Origin of the sequence: Streptomyces composti (assembly GCF_012034205.1) — a bacterium.
Classification (GTDB): Bacteria; Actinomycetota; Actinomycetes; order Streptomycetales; family Streptomycetaceae; genus Streptomyces; species Streptomyces composti.
Map to the genome: position 1 here is coordinate 1 of NZ_JAATEM010000047.1, position 24,975 is coordinate 24,975.

The window sequence follows — 24,975 nt, forward strand, 5'->3', positions numbered from 1 at the left end:
CGCAAGCGCGAATTGCTGGAGTCCCCGCAAGCGGGGACTCTCGGGCTGACTGCAAGGGGCCGGTGCATCATGCGCGGCGCCGTGTAAACCCTGGGAGTCTCAGCTATCACCCCTGCAACGAGTCTGACGGCCCCTCTGGTCCTGCTGCGCCGGCATCATGCAGAGGAGAGGGCTCCGCTGCGCTCCGCCCGAACCCTTCCCTCAACTCATCTGCGTCTTCTGGCCAGTCCAACAATACTTCATGCATCGTACACTCCAACCATCCGCTGATGGAACCCGTCTGTCGACGTGTAACCCTCAAGGACGAACCTTCTTCAAGCGGCTGCATCATGATGACGCGCTGTGTATAGTTTGGGAACTACATCGCATCACTGTCCTGGCGTATCAGAGTCTCCTGATGATTCCCTGTCTGAGGCGCGCCGCACTCCGCGATAAGGAGAGTATCGGATGGCTATGACGAGGCGTGATTTGCGCTCCCATCAGATTGAAGCTGTTGACGCCATTGTGCGCGGTCTTGATGTTCCGCCTGGTGGGATTCCTGTAAACGGCTTGCGTGGTCAGCTCATTGCTGCTTGTGGGACGGGGAAGACGGTCATCGCCGCTTTCGCTGCTCGGGAGATGCTGCCGCGGGGGCGAGTTCTGGTGCTGGTGCCGACGCTGGAGCTGCTGACGCAGACAGTGAAGGAGTGGTATCGGGTCGGGCACAGGGGGCCGGCGGTTGCGGTCTGCTCGCTCCAGGAGGACCCGGAGCTGTGGAACCTCAAGGTGCGGTGTACCACCAACCCGGTGCGGCTGGCGATGTGGCACGGGGCGGGGCCGGTGACCATCTACGCCACGTACGCGTCGCTGCCGGTGCTCGCCGAGGCGTTCGAGGGCGTCTACGGGCAGCGGTTGGCGCCGGTGGACCTGGCGGTGGTGGACGAGGCGCACCGCACCAGTGGGTCGATGGGGAAGGCGTGGGCGGGCATCCATGACCAGGCGGTGATCCCGGCGGCGCGGCGGCTGTACATGACGGCGACGCCGCGGATCTGGCAGGAGCGGCCCAACTGGGAGGTGGCCGAGGGCATTCGGGACCCGTTGCCGCAGGAGCTGGCGGCGTCCATGGACGACGAAGCCGTCTTCGGTCCGGTGCTGTACCGGCTCACTTTGGCGTCGGCGGTGACCCGGGGCCTGCTGGCGCGGTACCAGATCATCGTCGTCGAGCTGATGGACCCGGTCGTCACGCCGGAGCGGCTGATGGGTGAGGAGCGGCGCAGCGAGGAGGTGCGCGGGCAGCGGCTGGGTGCTCTTCAGGCGGCATTGCTGCGCACCATGGCGGACCACGACCTGAATACCTGCATCACCTTCCATCACCGGACGATAGAGGCTCAGGCTTACGCCGAGGGCCTGTCGCGGGTGGCGGCGAAGCTGCACGCGGACGCCCCGGAGAAGTACCCGAGGCGGATCTGGGCCGACTGGTTGTGCGGGGAGCACGTTCCCGAGCGCCGGCGGGAGGTGCTCGGCGGCTTCGCGACGACGGCGCGGCGGGCGGTGCTGTCGAACTGCCGGGTCCTGGGGGAAGGCGTGGATATCCGGGCGGTGGACTCGGTGGCGCTGCTGGACCCTAAGGGCGCGCCGCACGACATCGTCCAGGCGATCGGGCGGGCGCTGCGGCAGAAGCCGGGAGAGGGGAAGCTGGCCTCTTTGATCGTGCCTGTCTTTCTGCAGCGCGGGGAGCAGCCGGAGGACATGTTCACCTCGGGAAGCTACCGGCCGCTTATCAAGGTTTTGCAGGGGCTTCGGGCCCACGATGAAGAAGCCGTGGAATTGCTCGCGATCCCACAAGAGCCGCAGAAAGACGTGGCGCAGCCGTCGGTGAATATCGGTGAGGCGCCCGAGGAAGAAGGAGAGGAAACCCGCCTGCTGTTGCGTTTTGCCGCGCCGCGGGACCCCGTGATGGTCGCGCAGTGGGTGTCGTTCAACGTCATCGACACCGAGCGGCAGGACTGGGCGCGCGGCTACGCCGCCGCCCGCCGGTACCAGGAGCGGGAGCAGCATCTGCGGGTGCCGTACGACCACAGGGAAGGCGCCTACCCGCTCGGGCAGTGGATCGCCGAGCAGCGCCGCGCCTACGGGGCCGGACAGATGACCAGCAAGCGGGCCGAGCGGCTCGAGGCCCTCGGGATGATGTGGGACGCCACCGACGCGGCCTTCCAGGAGAACCTGGCCGCCGCCCGGGTCTACTACGAGCAGCACTGGACCCTGTGCGCGCCCCGGACAGCGACCGCCCTGGACCGGCCCATCGGGCAATGGCTGTCGAATTTGAGGCGGCCCGGCGCGCTGGCCGGCCACCCCGAACGGGAGGCCGCGCTGGCGGCCATCGACCCGGACTGGAACCCGAACTGGCCCGTCACCTGGCAGCGGCACTACGCCGCCGTACGCGAACTCCTCGCCGAGGAGGACACCACCCTCACCGAACTGCTGCCAGGCGTCACCGTGCACGGCATGGACGTCGGCAAGTGGCTGGCCAGACAGCGTGAACACGCGGTATGGCAGGCCCTGCTGCCGCAGCAGCGTGAACGCCTGGAGCAGCTCGGCATCACGGCACTGGCCGCGCCGAAGGATGCCCCGGCCAAGGCGCGTGGCGGCGCCGAGAGCGCCTTCGAGCGGGGTGTGGAGGCCCTGCGTCAGTACCGGTTGCGGGAAGGCCACCTGACCGTCCCCAGGACCCACGTAGAGACCCTGCCGGACGGCACCCAGGTCAAGCTCGGCGTGTTCTTGTCGAACACCAAGACCAGGCGTGCCAAGCTCACCGAGGAACGGCGGAAGATGCTGGCCGGCCTCGGGCTCGACTGGGCCACCTGAACCGGCCGGGCTGTCGGCATCATGAGAGCCATGGACGATGCGCGCGACGTCCTCACCGAGGACGAGATCAACGACCTGCTCCATGGCGACCGCGACGCCGGATGGGACGCGGACGACGAATACGAGTGGGTGAGGTGAACACAGACAGGCACCCGGGTGGAAGCCGTCACTCTCCCGACTGGGTGCCTGTGGGTGGCAGACCTGCGACCTCGAACAGGACACCAACGGAGTCACTTGGGCGCAGAAGCGGGCCGTGCGGCGGCAGGCAGCGTGCTTGGCAGCAGCAGCCCTAGAACGTCACGTCATGGCGGGCTGGCGGCCCCGCGGCGGAAGCGGATGGACTCTGCGATGGGTTCGGTCTACGTAGGGGTGGACGCCTCACTTCCGGATCGTCTCAGACCAGTCCCCCCGCCGATCCGCCGTCCAGTCGGCACATCATGCCGTTGGCCACCGGGCCGAGGCCGATCATGTACCTCAGGCTCTGGAAACACGACTCGAAATCGATGAGTTCGTCAATCACGAGGTTGGTGTTGGACCGGCGCAGGAACAGCCGGGTGACCTCCTCCTCGGTGGTCCCGCGCTGCTCAGCGACCCGCTGGAGGCCTCGTACCTTCTCCCGGTCGGCGAGGGGCCCCAGCAGCAGGGTGGAGACGCTGGCGTTGCGGCCGCGTGCGGTGGAGGCCAGCGTGCCGGTCAGCACCCGCAGCGCCGCCTTGCTGGCAGAGTAGACGCCGGACTGCTCGCGGGCGTGGTAGATCGCGTCGGAGTTGACGACGACGACCGAGCAGAAGCGGTCGCGTGGTGCGAGCAGCAGGTCGAGCAACAGGCGATAGGGCACCAGCGCGTTGACGCGGAAGACGCTTTCCAGCTCCTGCAGTGAGGGCGTGCCCGCCTTCTGGTCGGGGTAGCGGACCGCGTTGTACACGACCGCGTCCGGGGCGTCGCCGATCTTCTCGGGAAGCCATTCCAGCGTCTCCGGGAGGGAGAGATCGGCCTGGATGTAGTCCAGGTCGGCGGGTAGGTCCGTCTCACCGGCGGGCCGCCGGCCCAGTGCCGTCACAGCCCAGCCCTCCGCCGCCATACGACCGGCGAGATGCGCGCCCAGGTTCTGGCTGGCCCCGAGAACAAGCGCTCGCTTCTTCTCCATGCCTCACCCCTTGCAGCTGACGAGGAGACCGTTCCTGGTCCCGATGAACGCGGAGAACAGCCGTGTGCTCTTTCCCACAGCGCGGTTGTAGGTGTGGATGGCCTTCAACTCCTGCGTGCCGTCTGCGTCGTCGGCCGACTCGCCGCTGAAGTCGCCCAGCGCGAAGGCGTCGTCGGCGACGAGCAGCCCGCCCGGCTCGAGCAGCGGGAAGCCAGCGGCGAGGTAGCGGGGATAGGACTTCTTGTCGCCGTCGATGAAGAGCATGCCGACCGACTCTGGGGGCACCGTGGACAAGTAGTCCACCGCGTCGCCCACGACGACCTCCACCCGGTCGGCAACTCCCGCCTTCTCGAGGTTGCGGCGGGCCAGGTCGGCGGCCCGGGAATCGATCTCGAGGGTGGTCACTCGTCCGCCCTCGGGCAGACCGCGCGCGAGATGGATCGTGGAGAAGCCGAACAGGGTGCCGATCTCGATCACGTGCCGCGGACGCCTCAGCCCGACGAGCATCTGCAGCACGCGGGCGGCGTTGTCATCGACCTGGATCGCCGGCATTCCCTGGTCCAGAACCGCATAGCGCAGGATCTCCTCCAGGACCGGCTCGCGGTTGCCGAGGACGGCCCGCACATAGTCGGTGGGAAAACCGTCGCGGGCAGGGGCGCTCGTCTCAGGCAACGCTAACCTCCTGGTCGCTGTCGTCCTCATAGAAGGCGAACGCCGCCGTGCAGTCGGGCTCCTGACTTGGCGCGTCGTAGTCGAAACAGGCGGTGAAGCGGCTCCGCAGCTTAGGGTGGGCGGGGATCTGCTCCAGGGAGAGGCGTTGGTAGGGAGCGAACATCTCAGCGCTCTGGGCGGCTCCCCATAGGTAGGAGAAGTAGGCACCGGGGTTGGCGCGCAGCATCGGCCAGGTGAAGTAGGTGAGGAAGTCCCCCACGGAGCAGTGGCGGGAGATCCCGAAGCGCTCCTCGAGCCGGTGGAACGCCTCGAGGACCCCGCCCTGCGGACGGCGGTGGATCTCGAAGTCCAGCGCGGCGGTGACCGCCCGGTCCACGTACGTGCCCTGGTACTCCAGCTTCTTGATGCGCTGGCACTGGGCCAGCCCGTCCCGGTCCTGGGCGGAGAGGGGGAGGTGACGGCCGAACTCCGGATGGAACACCCACCGCTCGAACCACATGCTCAGGTTCTCCAGCCGCTCCAGCGGGAGGTACTCCAGCCCGGACTGGTTGGGGATCCGCTTGCGGATCAGCAGGTGGTTGACGGCGTGGCCGAACTCGTGGAAGAGGCTGTGCACGTTCTGGAAGGTGATGTGGCGGACGCCGTCCGGGCTGCGCCGGAAGCGGCACGAGACGTAGGCCACGGGCCTCTGCACCAGTCCGCTCCAGTCGGTCCGGTTGCGGATGCCGGTGGTCGTGTTCGCCTTGAGCGTTTTGTGGTCGGTGTCCCACAGGTCGAAGTGGATGTGGCCGATCTCCTCGTCGCCGGCCCGCACCGCGCAGGTCAGGACGTGGTCGTGGGTGCCGGAAACGGGTCGCACCTCCAGGCCGAAGGCGGTGCGGGCCACCGCGAAGACGAAGTCCAGGCATGCGGCCAGCGGGAACTGGGGCAGGGGGGCGGTGCCGGACACGGTGCGCATGAAGGCGCCGAAATGGTCCATGGGGGACTCGGTGGCACCGGTCACCTCCTGGACCCTCGCCGCCAGCGCGTCGTAACTGCGCAGCGCCTGGTCGAGGTAGTGTTCGAGGAAGTCGGCGATGGTGGCCTGAGGGACACCGCACTTGCGCAGCGTTTGGTCCAGGGTCGTCTCGTATCCCGCGGCAGAACTCTGACGTCGTTGTTCGGCGATCATCCCGTCGACGGCGGCGACCAGAGCGTCCTGGTGGCGGTCGCGCATCATCCGCCACGCCCGGACCAGCTTCGCCCGCCGGGCGGTGTCGGTCGTGCCGCTGGTCAGGCGGTAGAACACGGCCGCGGGTCCGGCGCCGCCGACGTTCACCCCGAGTCGCTTCAGCAGATCGAGTTGGTCCTGCTGGATCGTGTGGAGAACGTCCTTCGCCTCGGCCAGCAGCTCCGCTATCCGCTCGTCGCCCTGAAGGTCCGGCGCCTGGCTCTTGTGTCGCAGCTGCTCCAACAGGCGATGGCGGGATTCCTCCGCCTCCGGATCGGCACAGCGCAGCGGTTCGAGCAGGGCGATCAGCCGTTCGTCAATCTCCGGAGCGTTGTAGAAACGGTCTCGCCACGGGAGGAGCCGGTCGTAGTTGACGTGCCGCTCGTTGGCTTCCAGGTACAGGAAGACGTACGCCACGTTGTTGTAGATGGAGACGATCTCCACCAGGAGGTCCTGCGTCAGGGCCGGTTCGGCGATGATGGCCCGCAGCCGGGCCATCATCCCGTGTAACGACTCGTCCATGGCGGCGACGCTGGCCCTGTCCGGGGCGGTGAGGGTGTCTACGGACATGGCGGGGACTCCTCGTCGAGGGGCTGAAACCTGAAGTGGTAGAGGTCACCGGAGTAGGAGGCGCAGTACATGCTGCCGTCGGGACCGGCCACCGGAGTGATGTCCATGGCGGGTTCGTGGTCGGCGAGCCCCAGCACCTGACTGCTTTCCCAACGGAACCGGCCGTCCTGTCTGCCGAGGCAGACGATGTTGCCGTTCCGGGCCGTGGCGATGAAGTCGCCGTCGGGCAGGACGCTGAAGGAGGTGTACTCGCGAGGTGCGCCGTGCGGAGAGGTCCAGACGATGTCGTGCGTGCGGATGTCGAGCCCGGCGACCGTATCGCGTTGCGTACCGACCGCCAGGATCCCGCCCGAGACGGCGGGACTGCCGGTGATCTTGGCGTTGAGGAACACCTCACCTAGCACCTGCCCCTTGCTGCTGTCGAGGAAGAGGCACTGCCCGTTCACCGGGCAGACGGCGACCTTGCCCGTCGTGTGCAGTGCGGCCGGGGACGCCTTGATCGCGTGCCCGATCTCCTGCTGCCACAGCTCGGTCCCGTCTGGGGCGAGAGCCAGGACGTGTTCGGCGCAGCAGAGGACGGCGGTGTCCATCTCGGTGGTGACGGGGCTGGCGTATGGGTCGCGATGGGCCGCGGTGCCTGCGTGGCCGGCGTGCCAGGGGCGCGGCAGGGGCCTCTCGAACACCTGGGCTCCGGTGTCCAGGTTCAAGCCGAGGCAGCGACTGTGGAACGCGGCGATGACCAGGACATCCGATGCGGGAAGAACGGTCGGGGTCGCGTAGACCGGCACCCCGACCTCGGCGGACCACACCAGCGCGCCCTTCAGGTCGAAGCAGGCCACCAGCCCGCTCGTCGCGGCCACCACCACCCGTCGGCGCCGTCCATCGAGCACCAGGGAGGCGTACACCGGGCTGTCCATCCGGCGTTTCCAGTACACCTTGCTCAACGTGCGGTCGAGGAACCGGACGTATCCGTCGTAGCCGGCGACGACGACTCCAGCGCCGATGACCACGGCTGGGCTGGCGCTGACCGGCACGGGAACGGTCCGGCCGAGCCGTTCGTTCTCATAGGTCACACGCCGATGTCCGCAGACCATCGGCTCCCGGTCCCATCGGCTGTCCTGCCCGGCCTTTCCCGGCAGGACGAGCACATTCTTGGCGGGGTCGTGCCGGAACGCCGGTCCCCTGGGCGGCTCACGCAACGCCGACCTCCGTTCCCACCTGGACCTCTCGGCGGAGCATGCGCCAGAAGACGGCTGCCTGGACGGCCGTCGCCACCCCGTTGGAGGCGACGGCGAGGAAGGCCGAATCGAGCAGGAAGACGGCGCACCATGACAGCGGGATCGTCAGCAGGTAGGTCGCCAGGGTGGACGCGACGAACAGGACGGCGCCGCGCTGGTGGACGACCAGGAGCGTGGCCAGAGACTGGTCGATGAGGTAGGCCGGCAGGTAGAGCAGATAGGCCAGCAGCAGTACGACGGCCAGCGAGCGGTCGAGGCCGGGGCTGGCGAATGCCGCGACCAGCCAGGGCGAGGCCATGACGACGAGCAGCGCGGCCACGGCCGTCGGCACGGCGGCATAGCTCAGCAGTGTCCGTACCGTCCTCACCCGGTCGGCTCCCTCCTGGCCGACCGCGTAGCCGTAGTAGACGAAGGTGGCCTGGAAGCACGCCTGCGGCACACGGCAGAAGACGGTGTAGATGTTGGCTGCGATGACGCTGGCGGCCAGCGTCTTGACCCCCATGGTGCCGATGAACGTCATGGGGACGATGGATCCCACGTAGTCGTTGACATGGCGGGCACCGACACCCGCCCCGGCCACAGATGTGGAGCGCAGCTCCCGCAGGACGGCGGCTCGCTTCGGCCCGTCGAAGCGCTCACCGCGCGTCCTCATGTGAGCCGCGAACGTCCATGCGGCCGTCGCGGCCATCACGGTGTTGGCGATCACGGTTGCGGTCGCTACGGCGCTCTCTGGAGAGGAGAAGAACCGTGCCCACCCGGTTTCGAGGAACACCCAGTTGAACAGCGCGTTGATACCGAAACCGAGAACGAGCGTCGCGAGCGAGCGGTTCTTGGCACCGCAGGTCTTGAGGGCCTCGTTGAACGCGGCGTAGAGCATGACCACTCCGACGCCGTACAGCCGCACCTGCATGTAGTCGCCCAGCAGTGGGACGAGGTCCCGATCCTGCCGGAGCAGGGTCAGCACGGGCTCCCTCACCGCGGCGAGGAGCAGCGCGGCCAGTTGACACAGTGCCAGCGTCACCAGCAGGGCTGCCGCAAGCGACGGCAGACGTCGTGCCGTCGCGCCCTGTCCTTCGGCGATGGCGAGCCGCCCGGCGAACGCATCGATCACCCCGAGGAAGAAGGCCGAGACGCCCATGAGGAGAACGCTTCCCTGGCCTACGGCAGCGACGTGGCTGACTCCCTTGGGTGCGACCATCAGCAGGTCGACCATCCCGAATCCGGTGGTCACCAGGCCGACTGCGAGCATCACCCCGGCGAATCCGGCGTAGTTGCCGACGGTGAGGCGGGTGTGTTCCCTCACGGGCGCCGCTCGCCGGTGCCCGTGAGGCCCGCCGTCTGCGCCAGCATCTGCTCGAATCGGTCCCGTGCCGGGCTGGAGGCGTTCTGTGCGGCCCGGAAACCGGACCTCAGCAGCGGCTCGTTACCAGGCGCGAGCCGGCAGAGCGTCAGGTAATGGTCGACGGCCCGTTCGTACTCGCCCAGCTCCTCCCAGCAGCGCGTGGCACGCAGCAGATGGTGGCCGACGTACGGAGGCCCCATCGCGGCTGCCTCTTCGTAGAGCTCAGCGGCCCGCCGTTTGTCACCGGCTCGCTGATGAACCTCCGCCAATTCGGCGTAGCTGGGCGACCAGGCGGAGTCGAGCGCGATGAGCGACTCCCCGGCGTCCCTGGCCTTGTCGAAGTCACGCGTGACGTAGAGGTGTTCCTTGAGCGTGGACTCGTAGTACGTCTTCAGGAAGTTCAACTCGTAGGGCCGCGAGCGGCGGCTGATCGCCTCCTGTGCTGCCTCCCTGGTGCGCTCCATGTAGCGCCGGGTCGAAAGCGCCTGGCCTTTTCCGGCCGGGATCATGGCGAGGGCTCGGTTCCACGCGGAGATCGTTGTCGGGTCGATGTGCTCCGGCTCCTTGGTGAGTGCGCATCCGGTGCGGACGTACCAACGGAAGTCCGCTTCGCTCAGCTCCTTGCGTTTTAGATACCAGACCACGGCCTGCGCGCATACGTCGATGACGCGTTCCCGGGGCACCGTGCCAGTCTCGATCGCCTCACGCATCCGGCTGAACGCGCCGGGCGAGCCAGCGCCGTCGTCGCGACGGTTCGCCACCATGAAGTCGAGCATGGCGGTCTCCAGCCGGTCGCGCGGGGTGACCGCCCGGGCTTCGGCGAGCCGCAAGAGGCGGGAGGCGGGATCGAAGCGGGAGATCGTGATGAGGGCTGACGCCACATTGACCAGGCCGATGACCGAGAGGTCGGGTGCGTTGTCCGCCAGCTCGGCCAGGCGCACCACGGCAGGTCCGGGCTGGTCTCTCAGATCGGCCAGCGGTTCGTAGCGGCGCCCGTCCAGCAGGGCGGCTTCCCGGAGCACACCAGGCTCGAAGACCTGGGTGAAGGAGTATCCGTAGCGATCCGTACGCAGCTCGCGGTAGTGCTCCACGCAGGCCCGGGAGAAGAGGTCCACGGGCCGGTCCGGAGCGGAGGTGTACTCAAGCCGGATCAGCGTTTCCTGAAAGGAGTTCCGGCGGAACACCAGCTCAGGCATGACGAGGCTCCTTCCACTGTCCACTCCAGGCGACGCGCGTCGGCACGAGAGGCTTTCGGCGAGTGGGCGGCTGGCACCTACGCGGGTAGCCGGTGGCACCGGGGTCACGTCGTGCCAACCGCCGCTGTACATCAGGTGATCAGGCGAGGAGCTCGTCGAGCTCCGTGTCGATACCCTCCAGCACTTCGCCGTCGCGGTCGGCGCCCTCGAACAGGTCATTCGCCAGGGCGTCGGCGTCGAAGAAGAGTTCCGACGTCACAACGGGAAAGAAGGCGGGCTTCTTCTCGAACGGGTAGCTCTCCATTGTCAATCCCTCCTTCAAAGGGGCAGACATACCCAGCTGAATCGGCTGAGCATCAGCACCTTCTCGGCTCCCGCAGCCGTCGGTCAAGGGACGCAATGGGCCATGAACATTCCTGGGAGCAATGGCTTATTCCGTTTCCCGGATCTTGCGGAATGATTCCTGAGCTGCACTTTCTGGAAGCGGTCGCGGCGGGTGGTGGCCGACAGATATCAGCTTCGGTTGACCGGTTCGCCGCAGGAGGCACGGTACCGGATTCGGTGCCTGGGGAAGGGGTAGGCTCTGCCATCCCTCCGAGTCAGTCGTACACCGATCTTCGAGGACCGGGCTGGAAGATGAGATATCGCTGTTTGGGGACAACCGGGCTGAAAGTCTCGCGCCTGTGTCTGGGGACGGCCACTATGGGCTCCCGCTGGGGAACCCGGTGGACCATGCCCGAAGAGGACGCGGATTCGCTGATCGGGAGCGCCCTCGACCTCGGCATTAACTTCTTCGACACCGCGAACGTGTACAACGGCGGGGAAAGCGAGACATGGCTGGGCAGAGCCCTTCGACGTCGGTCGGTACGGGACACCGTGGTCGTCGCTACCAAATTCGGCTACCGGACGGATCCGCGCAACGCCAACAGCGGAGGGTGCAGCCGCAGCGCGATGTTCACCGCAGTGGAACAGTCGCTCCGGCGGCTGGGCACGGACTACATCGACCTGTACTACCTGCACCTGTGGGACGGCGTGACACCGCCCGAGGAGACGCTGGCCGCGGCGGGGGACCTGATCTCCGCCGGCCGGATCCGGTACTTCGGCCTCAGCAACGTGCCCGGCTGGTACCTCGGGCAGGTACAGGTGCTGTCCCAGTGGCGGGGGCTGCCGGCACCGGCCGCGGTCCAGATGAACTACAACCTTCTCGAGCGGTCCGTGGAGCACGAGATGACGCCCCTGTTGCGGCACGGGCCGTCCCTCGTGAGCTGGGGCCCCTTAGCCAACGGTCTCCTGACCGGCCACTACCGGGTGGATCCGAAACGGCGTGAGATCCACGGGCGGGGCAGGCTGACGGACGCGTTCACGACCGGGGACATCGACCCGTTCCAGGAGGTGGTCGTCCAGGTGCTCGACTGCCTCGGCGAGATCTCACGGGAGCTCGGGTGCAGCGCCGCTCAGGTGGCCCTGGCCTGGCTGCTGCACAAGCCCGCGGTCACTTCGGTGGCGCTCGGGGTGTCGTCGCCGAAGCAACTCCTCGAGAACGCCGCGGCGCTGGACGTGGAGCTGCCAGCCGAGATGGTCGCCCGGCTCGATGCGGCAAGCACACGACCCGCCCCCTACCCGTACACCTTCTTGAAGGCGGCGTACCAGGAGAGCGTTCACGCTGATCAGTCGCCGGAACGGGCGGAGCCGACCGGTTCGGGCGCGCTGTGACCGTGGTGGGTCCGCAGGCTGCGCCGGATTTCCTGGGCGTTGTGCGGACTGCCCAGGGCGTAGGCGACCAGGTCGGGGCCCAGGCCGTAGTCGATGCCCAGCCAGTCGTAGAAAGCCGTGGCCTGCTGGCGGTAGATGGTGGCCAGCCAACTGGTCGAGCCGTGGGGCGCTGCCTGCGACTCGAACCATCCGGCCAGGCAGTGCTGCACGTACTCCTCGATGGAATGTTCCACCGTGCGGGTCTGGATGAGCCGGCGTACCGGCGTGAACAGGTCGTCGATCAGACGCTCCTTGCCCTGCAGTTCGTTGGCGGCGTTCGCCGCGAGCAGGGGTGCGCAGTGGAGTCCGTCCCTGTAGGTGCCGGTCAGCAGGTACAGCCCGGGCAGCGCGGACCACCCGATCAGTGGGAAGCCGTCGAGGGTGACCGGCCGGTTTCCCACCAGCCACTGCTCCACCTCGTGATGCGTGACCTCCTCGTCGAGTTGCTGCATCGCGCACTGCGTCAGGAAGTGCACGTCGGTCATGGGCACACTGGTCAACGGCTCCTTCGCGACGCTGTTGGTGGCGCCGAGATACTCCCTGCCGCCGCCGAGCGGTACGACGTGCAGCCCGCAGGCGAAGGCCCGGTTGGGCGTTCGGACCACGCTCTCGAAGGGCGTGCCGGACACGCGCCGGGTGACCAGGGCGAATCCGCGTCCCGCGAAGAGGGGGATCAGCTGCGACGGCGTGAGCGCGGTCTGCAGCAAGGACGCGCCGCGGGCACCACCCGCCACCACCACGGTCTCCGCCTCCATATGGACACCGTTCGCCAGCCGGACACCGCAGACCCGGTCGTCTACGGTGACAAGCGCCTCGGCGTTCTGGTCGGCCAGGGTCACTCCGGCCCGTTCGAGCCGCCCCTCCAAGGCGGCCAGGAGTCGCCGCGCATCCACCGCGCCCTCCCCCGGCAGGTGCAGGGCGCGCAGTGCCCGCTGGTCGGCGCGCGGGTGGTAGCCGACGATCTCCCCCGGGTCGACCTCGTGAACGTCCTCGCCGTACGCGGTAAGCGCGTCGGTCATCGCCGCGTAGTTCACCGAGTCGAGATAGGAACCGCACGTGTTGAGGACCACGTGGGTGCTCTCAGCCACCTTCAGCGGTGGCTGCCCGGCCGGGGCGTCGGACTCCAGGCGACGCAGCACCTGCGGCCAAAGCCGGTGCGCGGCCCGGCTCATCTCGAACTTGATCCTGGCCGGCTCGGTGCGCAGCGTTTCCGTGGTCACTTCACCGAAGCAGCCGAGCATGGCACCGGCCGCCTGGCTCGCGCCCGTCTCGCGGCCGCGCGGGCCCGCGACGGCGATCGTTCCCGATCCCCGCGTGATCAGCTCCTCCGCCAGGAAGAGGCCCAAGGCGCCATTGCCGATGATCAGAGTGTCGTAATACTGCACGCTCGCCATAGCAGACCGCCTGAATGTCTGTCAGGCCGGGTTCCGGCCAGGAATTGTCATGGGAGTCGGCGTCGAAAACCGGACAGCATGTCCACCCGGTGAAATGCTGGCAAAAGAATGATCGCTCGGGAACGGTACTCGCTCACCCGCCCGTCGGTCCACAGGCCCTCGGTATCCCACCAGACGGAAGAAGGGCCTACCGCAAGGGATCAGCCAATCAAGGGACCGCCGCTCGCTCTGCGCCCGCACCTCACTAGCCTGCGGGCGCACTACTCTCCTCCACAGGTCTGATATAGGGTGATCCGGCACCGCTGAACACCAGGGTTGCCCGGGGGTCCGACTAAATGGCTGCGCACATTCCCGACCCGTATCTGATGTATGCACGGCTCCGCGAAAAAGGTCCGATTCACCGGAAGGTCAGTCGTTACGGACACGACACCTGGCTCGTCACCGGTTACGAAGCCACGCGGTCGGTGCTTCTCGATCCCCGCCTTTCCAGAAATCCGCACCACGCGCCGCAATGGATGCGGGACCAGGAACTCACCGGCGGCGGTGTGCTCGGCATCAATCTGCTGGCCAGCGATCCACCGGATCACACACGAATACGCCGCCTCGTCTCCCAGGCCTTCACCCGCCGCCGGGTCGAAGCTCTGCGGCCGCGCATCCAGGCCATCGCGGACGACTTGCTGGAGGACATGGCACGGTACCCAGAGGTCGACCTGCTGGAGTCCTTCGCGGCGCCGCTGTCGCTCACCGTCATCTGCGAACTGCTCGGTGTCCCGGCCAAGGACAGCGCCGATTTCCGGCGCTGGACGCGGGAGACGATGATTCCACCGATCGACGAGGAGTCGAAAGCGGTCCTGCGCCGGGGCACGCTCGCCATGAAGGACTACCTCACCCGGCTGATCGACGAGTGGCGCGGCAGAACATCTCCGCGGCTCGCGCCCGATGAACAGCCCACGCTGACCGGCGCGCTGATCGCCGCGATGGATGAAGGCGACCAGCTCTCGGACCAGGAACTGCAAGGCACCCTTGCCCTATTGCTGATGGCCGGGCACGAGACGACGGTGAACCTGGTCGGGAACGCGATGGCGGCTCTCTTCCGCCATTCCGACCAGTGGCGTCTGCTGCGTGAGACCCCGGACCTGCTTCCGGGTGCGCTCGAGGAACTCCTGCGCTTCGCCAGCCCGGTGGAGATGGCGATGCCCCGCTACGCGACCGAGGACCTGACGCTCGCCGGGGCCGACATACCGGCCGGGGGTGTGGTGCTGGCCTGCATCGCATCCGCCAACCGTGACGCAGCCCAGGTGGAGGCCGGCGACTCCCTCGACATCACCAGGCCGGACGCGCAGGCGATGCTGAGCTTTGGGCACGGGCCGCACTTCTGCCTGGGCGCGGCACTCGCCCGGCTCGAGGCCCGCATGGCCCTGGAATCCCTGCTACGACGCTTCCCCGGGCTGAAGCTCGCCTGCCCGCCCGAGTCGCTGGCCTGGCGGCACAGTGCCGTGCGGGGGCTGGAGAAGGTGCCGGTGGTGCTGGGGTAGGCGGGGGCGCGAGCGCGGGATCCCTGTGCGTGGTCAAGGGGGCGACTGGCGTCGCCTCGACGACCCGCGTCACTCCGCGGTCTGCTGCTTGCGCCACGCGATCAGCGCGTCGATCTCGTTCTCCACCTTGCGGATGGCCTCGCCGTACGCGTCGATGATCCAGTCGTCCTCGTCGAGGAAATGCGGGAAGGCGAGTTGAGCGTCCACGTGCGCCTCGGCTGCGGGGAAGTCGCCCTCGGCATAGACGCGTTTGCCGGGTGCGAAGGGGCCTTGCCGGCGGTAGCCGTCCTCGTAGCGGGTGAAGAGTGCGGTGCGGTGGAGCAGCGGGTGGTATCCGCGGGGCAGGACCAGCAGTCCCTCTGCCTGGAGTGCCTTGGCGTAGGTGTCGATGTCCACACCAGCCGCCTCGGCGTCGAAGCCTGCGGTGTAGCCGAGCCAGGAGCCGCGGGTGGTGTAGGGCCGGGTGACGGGGGGCCGCAGCAGGCGGGAGGACTCCAACTGCCGGGTGAGGGCGTTGTAGCGCCGCGCGCGTCGGTCCATCAGGTCCTCGATCCGGCGGAACCTGCGGTACGAGATGGCGACGCCCAGGGCGTGCATTCGGAAGTTGTGCCCGTATCCGGTCTCGACGAACGGCAGGTACCTCTCTGACCTGACCTGGGCCTCACTGCGCCGAGCGAAATGACCGACGAGGTTGGCCCTCTCCATGATCTCGTCGTCGTCGGTGACGAGCGCGCCACCCTGGCCGCCGCTGAGCAGTTTGCTCGACCCCAGGCTGAAGGCCGCCACATGACCGAGGGAGCCGACACGTCGGCCGCGGTAGGTCGCACCGATCGCCAGCGAGGAATCCTCCACGACGCGCAGGCGGTGGTCTTGGGCGATCTGCATGATCTCGTCCATCTCGGCCGGGTGGCCCCACTGGTGAGTGACCACAATGGCCCGGGTGGCATCGGTGATGCGTTTGCGGACGTCGTCCGGGTCGAGGTTGCCGGTCTCCGGGTCCACATCGGCAAGAACGGGAACGACTCCGAGACTCACCAGTGGGGTGACGGTCGCGAGAAATGTGTACGTCGACGCGATGACCTCGTCACCGGGCTCCAGGCCGAGCCCGAAGTAGGCCGAGTACAGGGCGCTGGTCCCGGAGTTGGTGAGAACGGCGTAGCGCACGCCGTGATAGGCGGCCAGTTCGTCCTCGTAGCGCCCCAGCAGGCCTTCGCGTCCGTAGAAGGACAGCCGTCCGCTCTTGCTGTACATGAACTGGATCACGGCGTCCCGGTCTTGCGCCGTGAAGGCGACCGGGTTGCCGATGACACCCGGGTTGCCGATCGTGGGCTCTCCTCCGAGGATGGCCAGCGTCATCGGATCTCCGTCCCTTCCCCAACCGGCCTTCGACGGACAAGTCCTTGGCTGCTCATCCTCCCCGCTCGGCGTGCGCATCTCCATGTCGCGGCCGCCGCTGACTGCAGATTGGCTGATTGGTACGCCTCGGCGGCGGCATTCGGACCGTAGTGTCGTCGTGGTGGAAGGCGACATGGCGGTGTGCGCTCTGGCCGATCTGCAATCATGCTCCTCGACCAGGGGTGTCCGCAGCAGTGATAGAGAGGTGCCCGCCGAGCACGTAGCTGGCCGTCTGCATCTCGCCTCGCTGGCGCCGGCCAGTGCGTCGTAGGCCGCGGCAAAGGGAAACATGCCGCGTCAGGCGCCGAAGGAGGCGTCGAAGAAGTCGATGTCCGTCAGCTCGACTTCGAGGCCGGCGGCGCGGGAGCCGTTGTCCTTGAAGTAGATCTCCTGCAGGCCTTCCGCGACGATGCGGCGGAGTTGCTGGTCGCCGGCGCCCTGCTGCCGGGCGGTGAACAGGCGCGCGGCGTAGGCGGGCGGGAGGTGGACGGTCAGCCGGCGCATCCGCGGGTCGTCGGTGGTGCCGATGGGCGCGGTGTAGCCGAACCGGGCGCGGGTCTCGATCGTGATCCCGGTGGTGGTGGCCGCACGCTTGCGGGCCGCCGCGCGCACCCGCGGCTGCCACACCTTGCGGACTTCGCGTTCCAGAGCCTCTTGCAGAGCAGGGCGGGGGTGCTTGGCCTTGCCGGCGAGGTAGCGCTCCACCTGCCGCTGGGAGATGCCCAGGCGCTGAGCGACCGTCCTGGTGGAGCCCTTGGCGGCCTTGAGCAGCAGCCGCATCTGGGCGAGTGGGGTCTTGGGCGGGGCCTTGGTGATGGCCTCGTACTCCGCGCGCTGCAGGGCATCGTCGATGTCGCCCACGCTTTCACTCCCCCTCGTCCAGGACGGCGTCGCCGCCCTTGATGTGGCGGGCCGGGTTCAGGCCCTTCTCCAGCCACTCCACAGCCGTCAGCATCGGCTGCACGCCCTCCGTCTTCGCCAGGCCCGGGGTGGCGCCCAGGCGGAAAGAGCCGGGCAGCACGTGCCCGTCGCCGGTGAGCGGCAAGAACCCCAGCGGGGACGGCTCCGGACTGGCGTACACGACGCAGTCCGAGAGCACTGCCAGCGGGTAACGTCCGGTCGCTTTCGCGGTGTTGAGCATTTTGCGGTGCATGTTCACTCTCGCCTTGGAGATCACCGCCGCCCGGATGTCGGGGCGCCAGGTCGGCCGCTCGAGCGCGGGCCAGCGCTCACCGTCGCGGTAGTGCCGGCCCTGCGGGCGTTCCCGCAGCTTGCCGATCCCGCCCTTGACCGTGGCCTTGATCGCCGACAGCACGCACGCCAGGCCGGGGTCGTTCTGCCCCAGGTGCTCCATCGCGGCCAGGAAGGCGCGTTCGTCCGTGTCCTTGCCGACCGGGACGCCGAGATCGGCCATCGTGGCCGCGTAGGCGTCCTTGAGGCGGTCGTGCCACGGGTCCAGGTACGCGCCGGTCTCGTACCGCAGGAAGGCCTCGACCGGGCGGACGTCGTAGCCGAGCTCGACGGCGTAGGCGACGGTGGGGGTGGCATACCAGGCCGGGCCGTCCGGCCGCCGGCCGGACGGGGTGAACGGTGACGGCAGGCGCGGGTCCAGCTCGATGTGAGACAGGTCGACCAGCCAGCTGCCGGGAATCTTCTTGTCGAACACCGGCGAGCTGACGTGGACGGGGGCACCGAGGCCGACGACTAGGCGCGAGGCGGCGGCGAGGAACGCGGTGTTGATGTCCAAACCGACCGCCCACGGCAGCAGGCACTCCTCATCCGACAACGTGGCCACATCCCGGGTCCACTGGTAGGCCTCCTCGTCGAGGAACCCGCCCTCCCAGCCCTGGGCGACCGGGTGCTCGGCCGGGGCCTCCGGCGGCGCAGGGTCCACGGGCTGGGTGAGCGCGCCGGGGTTCGGCGCCGATACCCACACACCGGATGCGTCCTTCGCGGCCCGGGTCGGCGGCCGCAGGCTCGTCATCAGCTCCAGGCCGCACACGGCGGCCGAGCCGCGCGGAGTGGTCACGCGGGTCGCGTAGACACCCAGCACGCGGGCCAGCTCCGGGGCGGGCAACTGGCCTGCGTCGCCCCAGGCCCGGGCATCCAGCGCGCCCCACGGCAGTACCGCCAGTTGCACGCAACTGCGCTGCCCGCCCTGGGCAGGGCGGTAGATGCGGGCCCACGGGCCGAAGCCGCGCTGCGTCAGCTTCCACTTCGCGCGTGTGAGCTGCTTGACCACGAGGTGGTCCTCCGGGAGCCGCAGGCCCCGCCGGTCCTCCAGACAGGCGGGCAGACCGAGCCGGACGGCGGCCGCCTCGGTGAGCACGATCAGCGGGTCGGCGTCCTTGCCGTTGCGGTTCAACCGGGGCGCGCCGAGCCCGGACTCCTTCAGCGTCCACTCCACCAGCTGCGGGATGGTGGTGGCCGGGCAGTCGAGCACGACGCCTTCGACGCAGTAGGCCGACCCGTCGCCGTCCAGCACCGCAAGCGGCCCGTGCGGGAACCGCGGATCCGCCGCGGGCGCGGCGGCCTTCCTGGCGGGGCGGCGCGACGTCGACGTGGAGGACGTCGGCCTGGTGCTCACCGAGCTCCTGGCCGTCGCCGACGGGCGGGCGCTCGAGGGCGCGGCAGGCGCCAAGACCGGCGGTGCACTGTCCTGCGGATCTCCGGCCGGACGCCGCGGCGCAGCCGGCGCCGCGGCGAATGTTTCCGGCACCGCCGGTGCGGGCGCGGGGTCAGTCTGGTCGGGGGCCGGGTACTTGGCCGCCCAGCCCTCCAGCAGCCGCAGGTACGCCTCCCGGCGCGGCGGCCGCGGCTCCGAGCGGCCGGCCTCCCAGTTCTTCACCGTCTGCGTCGTCGACTGCAGCACCTGCGCGAGGCGCGCCTGCGTCACTCCAGCGGCCTCCCGCAGCCGGGCCCGCTCCGCCGGCGGCGGCAACTGCGGTTCCCCCTCCAGCAGCGCATCAACGGCCGCGAACAGCTCTTCCTCGGTCGGCATGCTTCACCTCCCCCACCACCATAGCCTAGATTTATCCCTGGATTAGCAAACTACTTAACCTTGAAATAGGGTCCTTTCGGGTAACGGGGGTCTTCCGGATCTGCCAGTGCTGAGCCGTCCCCGCCGGTGCGCTTCGTTAAGGTGCTGCGCATGACGGAGCCCGCCGACCACAAAGCCGCGATTCGGATCAGCGCCGCCGACCCCCTCGAACTGTCAGAACAGCGGGCCCTGGCCGCCTACCGCGCACGGCAGGCCCGCGGCGAAGCGGCCGGAGTACCGCACGCGGAAGCGTTCCGCCACCTCTTCGGCGCCGATGAGGCGCAGGCGCCCCGGGTTCCACCGACCAGCCAAACGGGCTGAAGTCCGCGCGCACCCGCACAGCCGGGCGCTACCGTCCCAGCCCCACGGACACCCCGTCACCCCGTCACCCCGGCCCGCAGGCGAGCGCGCCGAGCTGACCGCACAGCGCCTGCGCCGCGGCAGCGGGCGGGGGACGTCGCGGCCTCGTGCGTCAGCGACGAACTGCGCGGGCCGAGGCAGCAGGGAAGACTCATCGCGGCCGCTGACCCCCGGCGGCAGCGATCATCCACGACACGGCGGGTCCGGCTCGCCATGCCGCAGCTCGGCAAATCGCCGCTGCCACGCTGCCCGGGCCGGCCCTGGCAGGAACAGAGCCGGCCACAAGCGCCGCAGTGTCGCTGCGTCCAGGAACTCGATCAGGTCGGCCCGGGGACGGGGACTCGCGGATGACACGCTCTGCCCATGGAACAGCGCCCCCGTCCTACAGCGAGCGCACGACCAATCGCCGGACCGCCCCAGAACACCGGGCGGGGCTAGCATGGCCCGCTCCCCCGCCCAGCAGGAAAAGGCAATCGATGGACCCCGAACACTGTCCCTTCCACCACCGTCAGGACACCTGCCTGGCCGTCGCCCGGCTGCTGGCCCAGGCCGGCCTGCTCGATCCCGCACCCCACGCACCCGCCGCCCGCGCGGCGGCCGCGGATGACGTGGCGCCCGTCCCTGAGCGGCAGATCACGCTGCCCCTCATCGCGCAGCACATCAACACCTGGGGCCGTGTCGCCATCGACCCCACCCTGCCGCACGCGGAGCCCACCGCGCTGGACGAACGCTCGCTGCGCTACACCCTCCAGGCCCTGTGGGAAGCGGCCAGCGAAGCCACCCGGCGCCGCGTCGCCTTCCCCGACGGCAGCGCGCTCGGGTGGTGGAGCCTGAGCGACGCGCTGCAAGAGGCCCAGTCAGCGGCCCGGCGCACCACCTCCGCCCACGACAGTGACAGCGGCGAGGCGGACCTGTGGTGGTACATCGCCCTGCTCCACCTCCGCCACGCCCACGCCCAGTGGAAAGACCGCATCGGCCACACACCGCCGCAGTGATCACCGCGCACACGCCCCCGTGCAGGTGACCAAGCACGGGGCAACCGGGCTTGGTCACCTGCAATGATCCGGCGGGGCGGCGCCTGGCGGCTTTTCCGAACGCGTTCACCGCCCACCGCCACAGTGCGGCCACCGCAAACACCCCACACCCGTCGGTTCCCCCGTCACGGCCGGCGACGGGGCGGGCTGCTGTTGCTCAGGTGGTCATGAGGCGGTGGTAGTCCTCGACCTGCTTCGCCAGGTCGTCTTCGGGGATGCCGGTGAAGGCGCTCATCTGCGCGTAGGACAGCCCAGCCCGGCGTCCGACCAGCGCGAACTCGTAGAGCGCCTGATTGATCCGAGCCACGGCGCTGCCGAGGGAGACCATCCCGAGCTCGACACCCTCGGTCGCCGGCTGCGTCCCTTCGATCTGCAGCTCGGCCAGGTCGCGCACCGCGCTGGTGATCAGGTAGGTGACGAAGCTCGGCATGTCGGAGGGAACGTTGCCCGCCCAGGTGCGCTCGTATGGTCCGGCTGTGCCGGCGTCGGCATGCTTCGAGCGGCGTTGGGTGATGTACTCCCACACCCACCGGTAGGACACCGGCAGCCTGCTCGTGCGACAGGTCAGCTCCTCATACAGCAAAGGCCGAGCACTGCTCCCCCGGTGTCGTGGCCTGGTCTTCTTCCAGCAGCACATCCAGAAGCTGACGGATCTCGTCGAGTTCCTCCTCGTCGGCCGGGAGGGAATGCGGCAGGGGCAGCACGGCCGAGATCGCCTCCATGACCGTCTGGCGGGACACACCGTGCCGGGCGGCCAGGGAGCTGGGCAGCCTGTCGCCCGCGCGGTGGTCACGTCGGATCGCCTCGAACAGTTCTGTCCCTGGCTCAGCCATCGTCTGCTCCCTGTTGTCTGCGGTTGGCTGGGGTCCTGCATGCCTCATGCTGCCCGGATCGGCGTGGGTGCACTGCCCGCGCTGCGATTCTCGGCAGCGGGCCGCCTGGACCGCGCAGCGGCCTGGGCCACGTGCCGCCTCGGGCGGGGTGCTTGCTGCTCGTGCAGGCCGCAGACCTGGGCTGCCTCGGTCACGGCCGCCTGGTCCCAAGGGCTCAGCCGCAGCGGGCGGTCGCTGTCCGCCCGCCCCTCCAACTGCCGAAAGCGGCGCCCTGCCTCGATCAGGTCTGCTGCCCAGGCGGGTGTTCCACCCTCCCGGCCACGGTTCGCCCCCGCCGGCGGGGCCGCCCTCACGGCAGGCACCTGCTGCTGCCCGGCTGGCCGGCCGGTGAAGATGCGCACCGCCAGCGCCGCGGCGTGCACGGGATGGGCGATCCGCGCATGCAGCCGGTGCGCGAGGAGCACGGTCGGCTCGTCGGGCTCGGGCGGGAAGCGGCCGGCCGCGGGCAGGGGGAGCACCGTATGGCCCAGGCGGCGGGAGGCTGCCTCGATCACGCCGCGGCCCGGCGTACGGCGGGTGGGCAGCAGGAAGCACGGCTCGCCCTCGCGGGGCGGGAACTGCTCGCCTGCCTCCCACCATGCGAACCGGTCGGCGGGCGGTGCTGGAGCGGACGCGGTAAGGGCGCGGTGGGCCGCAGTCAGGGTGTGCGCCTCTTCGTGCCTGGTCACGGCCAGGGCGGTGGCGAGGGCGGCGGGGAGGGGGCCGTGGCACAGCAGGGTCAGGCGGATTTCGGTGAGCTCGGCCAGGGCGAAGAGGTATTCGAAGTGCCGGGGGCTGACGCGATGGGTCCGGGTGACGATGACGTGATCGATGCGCAAGGCGAAGATCCAGGCGGCGACCGCCCGCCAGGCGGTCTCGGTGCTGCCAGTCCAGTAGGCGCCGTCGTCCTCGCTCCCTGTCAGGGGAAGGTGTTTGCCCAGGCTGCGCAGCAGGTCGTGGGCCAGGGAGGCGGGAGCGCTCGCCACCGGGGTGGGGTGGACGGTGATACGGCCCAGCGCCGGAGTGTGGGCGGTCAGCGCGGCGGTCATGAAGGCGTAGTCGTCGTGAGGGTCGTGCACCACAGTGAGCGGGGGCAGGCCGGTGCTGGTGTGGCCGGGTGACCAGGTGGGCTTCCACGCGCCGGTGGTGGTCTTGGGTGCGGCGGCCGTAGGCGCAGGCGGCATCATCACGCTCCGGGCGGTGGCGGCGTGGCAGTGGCGGGCACCGACGCGCAGCCGCCGGCGGCGGTCTTGGTGTCCGTGAGGGGGCAGGTGGCCAGGCCGAGGCCGAACAACACGTCCGGATGGGGAGCGGGTTGCTCGCCGTCAGGGGCGAGCAGGCGCCGGTTGGCCAGACGCGGGATCTGCTCGGCGGGCAGGTCGGGGGTAAGGCCGTGCGCGGTGTGGTGCAGCAGGCGGGCCAGCAAGGCGGCTTCGCCGGGGGCCAGAGTGGCGGCGGTGTGGCCGCAGTCATGCAGGTTCTGCCGCTGCTTGCCGGTGAGAAGGTCGGGTGCGCAGATCAAGTGGATGGCGGTGCCGGTGTGGACGAGCCGGTGCGGGCTGCCGGACTGTTCGAGGTGGGCGGCCAGGGTGGTGGCGGCGCGCCGAAGGCGGTGCGGGGTCCATTCCAGCGCGGAGGCCAGGTCGTCGGGGTGGATGCGGTCGGCCTCGAGCAGGGCGGCGTGCAGCACAGTGGCGTCGCCGGCCGCCGCCGGGGCGGCACGGCGCGCCGGTCCGGGCCGGCGCAGGAGGGATTCCGCAGACGTGTTCAGGGCGCGGGCGAGGGTGAACAGGGCCGCGGCGGGGAGCGTGTGCGGGGTGAGGCGGGCCTCCCAGTCGGCGGTGGGGGTGCCGGTCAGCGCGGTCAGGTCCTCGTCGGTGAGCCGGCACTGGGCGGCACGGGTGCGCAGGAATTTCCAGTCGAACGCGACCGCGGACGTGCCGTCGGGCAGCGGCATCTGGTCGGTCACGGGCGTAACTCCCCAAGGCGCGGCAGGACATCAGGAGCGGGTGGGGCGGGGGTGTGCAGGTGCCAGCAGCGGGCGGCGGTGTGCCAGTCGTCCCCGGCGTGGGGGTGGTCCAGGGCGGGGATCGCAAGGCCGGCGTCGGCGATGAGGGCCTTAAGGCGTGGGGTGGTGCCGAAGCAGTTCGCGAACAGGCCATGGCCCTCGGCGGTGCGCGGGGTGCGGCGGCGGAATGCGACGGCGGCGTGCAGCAGTGGGCGGGCGCGGGGCGGGATGGCGTACATGTGCCGGGGCCCGGGAGGTTCGCCGATGTGGATCCGCGAGTCGCGGTCGATGGCCACCGTGGTCTGGGCGTCGTCGACGGATCCGATCTGGGTCATCGACAGCAGCGACGTGTCGGTACCGGTGAACAGCAGCGCCGCGATGGCGGCGGCGCGCAGCGGGTTGGGCAGGCGCACGGTGATCGTGTGCACGGTGCGCGGGGTGATCGGCACGGTGGTGATGCCGGGCCCCGCGCGGTCGGTGAGGTCGTCGGGCACGTTGAGCAGCAGCGAGCGGGACAGGAAGCCGGCCTGGGCGCCGCGCACCCGGGCCACGGTGTGCGCGGCGCTGGGGCTCGAGACGGTCAGCTGGGCCAGGAACAGCCGCAAGGCCTCGATCTGGTGCAGGTTGAAGGGAGTGGGCGCAGCAGTGCCGTCGGCAGGTTCGATGCCGCCGACAGAGGATGGCTGGGTGCGGGCCAGCCAGGCGCGGGCGGCCGCGTAGCCGGCGCGGTACTGGCCGTCGGTGTGGGCGAAGTCGGTGGCGTTCTGCCGGCGCCAGCAGTCCGCGCGGAACGCGGCCACCCCGCTACGGGGCATCGTGGGCAGCGGGTAGGCGTGATCACGCGGCGGCGGGCCGTACCGGCGATCGGGGGCGGCCGGGCCGATCGCGCCGAGGATGGCGGCCGTGCCCGTCACAGTCACCACGTCCATCAGCCCTGCGGCGGTGAGGTGTTCGAGCAGGCGCTGGACGTCTGCCTGCTGAGGGGTATGGGCCAGGAGCGTGAGGCGGATGCCGGTGTCCGCGCGCCAGGCGGCCAGGCGGCGCAGCCGCTCAACTGTCAGGCGGTGGGCGCGCAGCACGATGACCTCGGCGCGGCCGCAGGCCAGGGTCCAGCAGGTCAGCGCGCGCCAGGCCGGGTCGGTGGACATCCGCTCCGCGCCCTCGCGGGAGAAGGTGTCGCGGCCCATGGCGCGCAGTACGTCCAGCGCGAGGTAGGCCGGGCTGGTGGTGTGCGGGGTGGGGTCGACAGTGATCCGGCCACGGGCGGGATCGGCCCACTGGTAGGCGACCCGGTGCACCGCATGGTCATCGTCGCTATCCAGCAGCAGCCTCACCGGCGCCGGTGCCGGTGCCGCAGGCTGTTCTG

Annotated in this window: 21 protein-coding genes; 5 read left to right on the top strand and 16 right to left on the bottom strand. The window is 69.5% G+C overall.

Annotated features, from left to right (window positions below):
• Positions 1-453: 453 nt before the first annotated feature.
• Positions 454-2,844, top strand: a complete 2,391-nt coding sequence (locus tag HCJ93_RS27890; RefSeq protein ID WP_373563625.1) for a DEAD/DEAH box helicase — start codon at positions 454-456, stop codon at positions 2,842-2,844.
• A 394-nt stretch (positions 2,845-3,238) separates the two neighbouring features.
• Here HCJ93_RS27890 and HCJ93_RS27895 read toward each other — a convergent pair whose 3' ends face one another.
• The 7 genes from HCJ93_RS27895 to HCJ93_RS27925 all read right to left on the bottom strand — a co-directional run bounded on the left by HCJ93_RS27895 (position 3,239) and on the right by HCJ93_RS27925 (position 10,523).
• Positions 3,239-3,991 (bottom strand): SDR family NAD(P)-dependent oxidoreductase, encoded by a 753-nt coding sequence (locus HCJ93_RS27895; protein ID WP_167998610.1) that lies wholly within the window; start codon positions 3,989-3,991, stop codon positions 3,239-3,241.
• A 3-nt stretch (positions 3,992-3,994) separates the two neighbouring features.
• Positions 3,995-4,663 (bottom strand): O-methyltransferase, encoded by a 669-nt coding sequence (locus tag HCJ93_RS27900; RefSeq protein WP_167998611.1) that lies wholly within the window; start codon positions 4,661-4,663, stop codon positions 3,995-3,997.
• Complete coding sequence (locus tag HCJ93_RS27905; protein WP_167998612.1) at positions 4,656-6,443, bottom strand: M3 family metallopeptidase; 1,788 nt, start codon at positions 6,441-6,443, stop codon at positions 4,656-4,658. The genes HCJ93_RS27900 and HCJ93_RS27905 overlap by 8 nt, the downstream gene beginning before the upstream one ends.
• Positions 6,434-7,516: a PQQ-binding-like beta-propeller repeat protein gene (locus HCJ93_RS27910; RefSeq protein WP_167998613.1), complete on the bottom strand. Its 1,083-nt coding sequence runs from the start codon at positions 7,514-7,516 to the stop codon at positions 6,434-6,436. The genes HCJ93_RS27905 and HCJ93_RS27910 overlap by 10 nt, the downstream gene beginning before the upstream one ends.
• 118 nt (positions 7,517-7,634) lie before the next feature.
• The gene (locus HCJ93_RS27915; RefSeq protein WP_167998614.1) at positions 7,635-8,984 is read right to left on the bottom strand and encodes an MATE family efflux transporter; all 1,350 of its coding nucleotides are present in this window, start codon (positions 8,982-8,984) and stop codon (positions 7,635-7,637) included.
• The gene (locus tag HCJ93_RS27920) at positions 8,981-10,219 is read right to left on the bottom strand and encodes a tetratricopeptide repeat protein (protein ID WP_167998615.1); all 1,239 of its coding nucleotides are present in this window, start codon (positions 10,217-10,219) and stop codon (positions 8,981-8,983) included. The genes HCJ93_RS27915 and HCJ93_RS27920 overlap by 4 nt, the downstream gene beginning before the upstream one ends.
• A gap of 139 nt (positions 10,220-10,358) precedes the next feature.
• On the bottom strand, positions 10,359-10,523 hold the full coding sequence (locus HCJ93_RS27925) for a hypothetical protein (RefSeq protein WP_167998616.1): 165 nt from the start codon (positions 10,521-10,523) through the stop codon (positions 10,359-10,361).
• Between the two features lie 332 nt (positions 10,524-10,855).
• Between HCJ93_RS27925 and HCJ93_RS27930 the strand changes: the two genes are divergently transcribed.
• Positions 10,856-11,932: an aldo/keto reductase gene (locus tag HCJ93_RS27930; protein ID WP_277350796.1), complete on the top strand. Its 1,077-nt coding sequence runs from the start codon at positions 10,856-10,858 to the stop codon at positions 11,930-11,932.
• On the opposite strand, the gene HCJ93_RS27935 is transcribed toward HCJ93_RS27930, so the two are convergent.
• A complete protein-coding gene (locus HCJ93_RS27935; RefSeq protein WP_167998618.1) occupies positions 11,887-13,365 on the bottom strand; it encodes an NAD(P)/FAD-dependent oxidoreductase in 1,479 nt (492 codons plus the stop codon). The two genes, HCJ93_RS27930 and HCJ93_RS27935, sit on opposite strands and share 46 nt — an antisense overlap.
• A gap of 335 nt (positions 13,366-13,700) precedes the next feature.
• Between HCJ93_RS27935 and HCJ93_RS27940 the strand changes: the two genes are divergently transcribed.
• Positions 13,701-14,900, top strand: coding sequence for a cytochrome P450 family protein (locus HCJ93_RS27940; protein WP_167998619.1), 1,200 nt, complete (start codon positions 13,701-13,703; stop codon positions 14,898-14,900).
• A 69-nt stretch (positions 14,901-14,969) separates the two neighbouring features.
• Here HCJ93_RS27940 and HCJ93_RS27945 read toward each other — a convergent pair whose 3' ends face one another.
• From HCJ93_RS27945 to tap, 3 genes are all read right to left on the bottom strand, one after another.
• A complete protein-coding gene (locus HCJ93_RS27945; protein ID WP_167998620.1) occupies positions 14,970-16,256 on the bottom strand; it encodes a DegT/DnrJ/EryC1/StrS aminotransferase family protein in 1,287 nt (428 codons plus the stop codon).
• A 336-nt stretch (positions 16,257-16,592) separates the two neighbouring features.
• Positions 16,593-17,156 carry a telomere-protecting terminal protein Tpg gene (gene tpg / locus HCJ93_RS27950; RefSeq protein ID WP_167998621.1) on the bottom strand — a complete coding sequence of 188 codons (564 nt, stop codon included), beginning with the start codon at positions 17,154-17,156 and terminating at the stop codon, positions 16,593-16,595.
• A 4-nt stretch (positions 17,157-17,160) separates the two neighbouring features.
• Positions 17,161-19,296: a telomere-associated protein Tap gene (tap, locus tag HCJ93_RS27955; RefSeq protein WP_167998622.1), complete on the bottom strand. Its 2,136-nt coding sequence runs from the start codon at positions 19,294-19,296 to the stop codon at positions 17,161-17,163.
• A 150-nt stretch (positions 19,297-19,446) separates the two neighbouring features.
• On the opposite strand from tap, the gene HCJ93_RS27960 reads away from it, so the two are divergent.
• Positions 19,447-19,656, top strand: a complete 210-nt coding sequence (locus HCJ93_RS27960) for a hypothetical protein (protein WP_167998608.1) — start codon at positions 19,447-19,449, stop codon at positions 19,654-19,656.
• 515 nt (positions 19,657-20,171) lie between these two features.
• Positions 20,172-20,690 (top strand): hypothetical protein, encoded by a 519-nt coding sequence (locus HCJ93_RS27965; protein ID WP_167998623.1) that lies wholly within the window; start codon positions 20,172-20,174, stop codon positions 20,688-20,690.
• A gap of 196 nt (positions 20,691-20,886) precedes the next feature.
• On the opposite strand, the gene HCJ93_RS27970 is transcribed toward HCJ93_RS27965, so the two are convergent.
• The 5 genes from HCJ93_RS27970 to HCJ93_RS27990 form a co-directional block, all read right to left on the bottom strand.
• Entirely contained in the window at positions 20,887-21,159 is a 273-nt protein-coding gene (locus HCJ93_RS27970) for a hypothetical protein (protein ID WP_167998624.1), read from the bottom strand.
• Between the two features lie 142 nt (positions 21,160-21,301).
• Complete coding sequence (locus tag HCJ93_RS27975; RefSeq protein ID WP_167998625.1) at positions 21,302-21,562, bottom strand: GntR family transcriptional regulator; 261 nt, start codon at positions 21,560-21,562, stop codon at positions 21,302-21,304.
• A 44-nt stretch (positions 21,563-21,606) separates the two neighbouring features.
• Positions 21,607-22,785 carry a hypothetical protein gene (locus tag HCJ93_RS27980; protein ID WP_240967948.1) on the bottom strand — a complete coding sequence of 393 codons (1,179 nt, stop codon included), beginning with the start codon at positions 22,783-22,785 and terminating at the stop codon, positions 21,607-21,609.
• Between the two features lie 2 nt (positions 22,786-22,787).
• On the bottom strand, positions 22,788-23,570 hold the full coding sequence (locus tag HCJ93_RS27985; RefSeq protein ID WP_167998626.1) for a hypothetical protein: 783 nt from the start codon (positions 23,568-23,570) through the stop codon (positions 22,788-22,790).
• Positions 23,567-24,907 (bottom strand): carboxymuconolactone decarboxylase family protein, encoded by a 1,341-nt coding sequence (locus HCJ93_RS27990; RefSeq protein WP_309141526.1) that lies wholly within the window; start codon positions 24,905-24,907, stop codon positions 23,567-23,569. The genes HCJ93_RS27985 and HCJ93_RS27990 overlap by 4 nt, the downstream gene beginning before the upstream one ends.
• Positions 24,908-24,975: the final 68 nt, after the last annotated feature.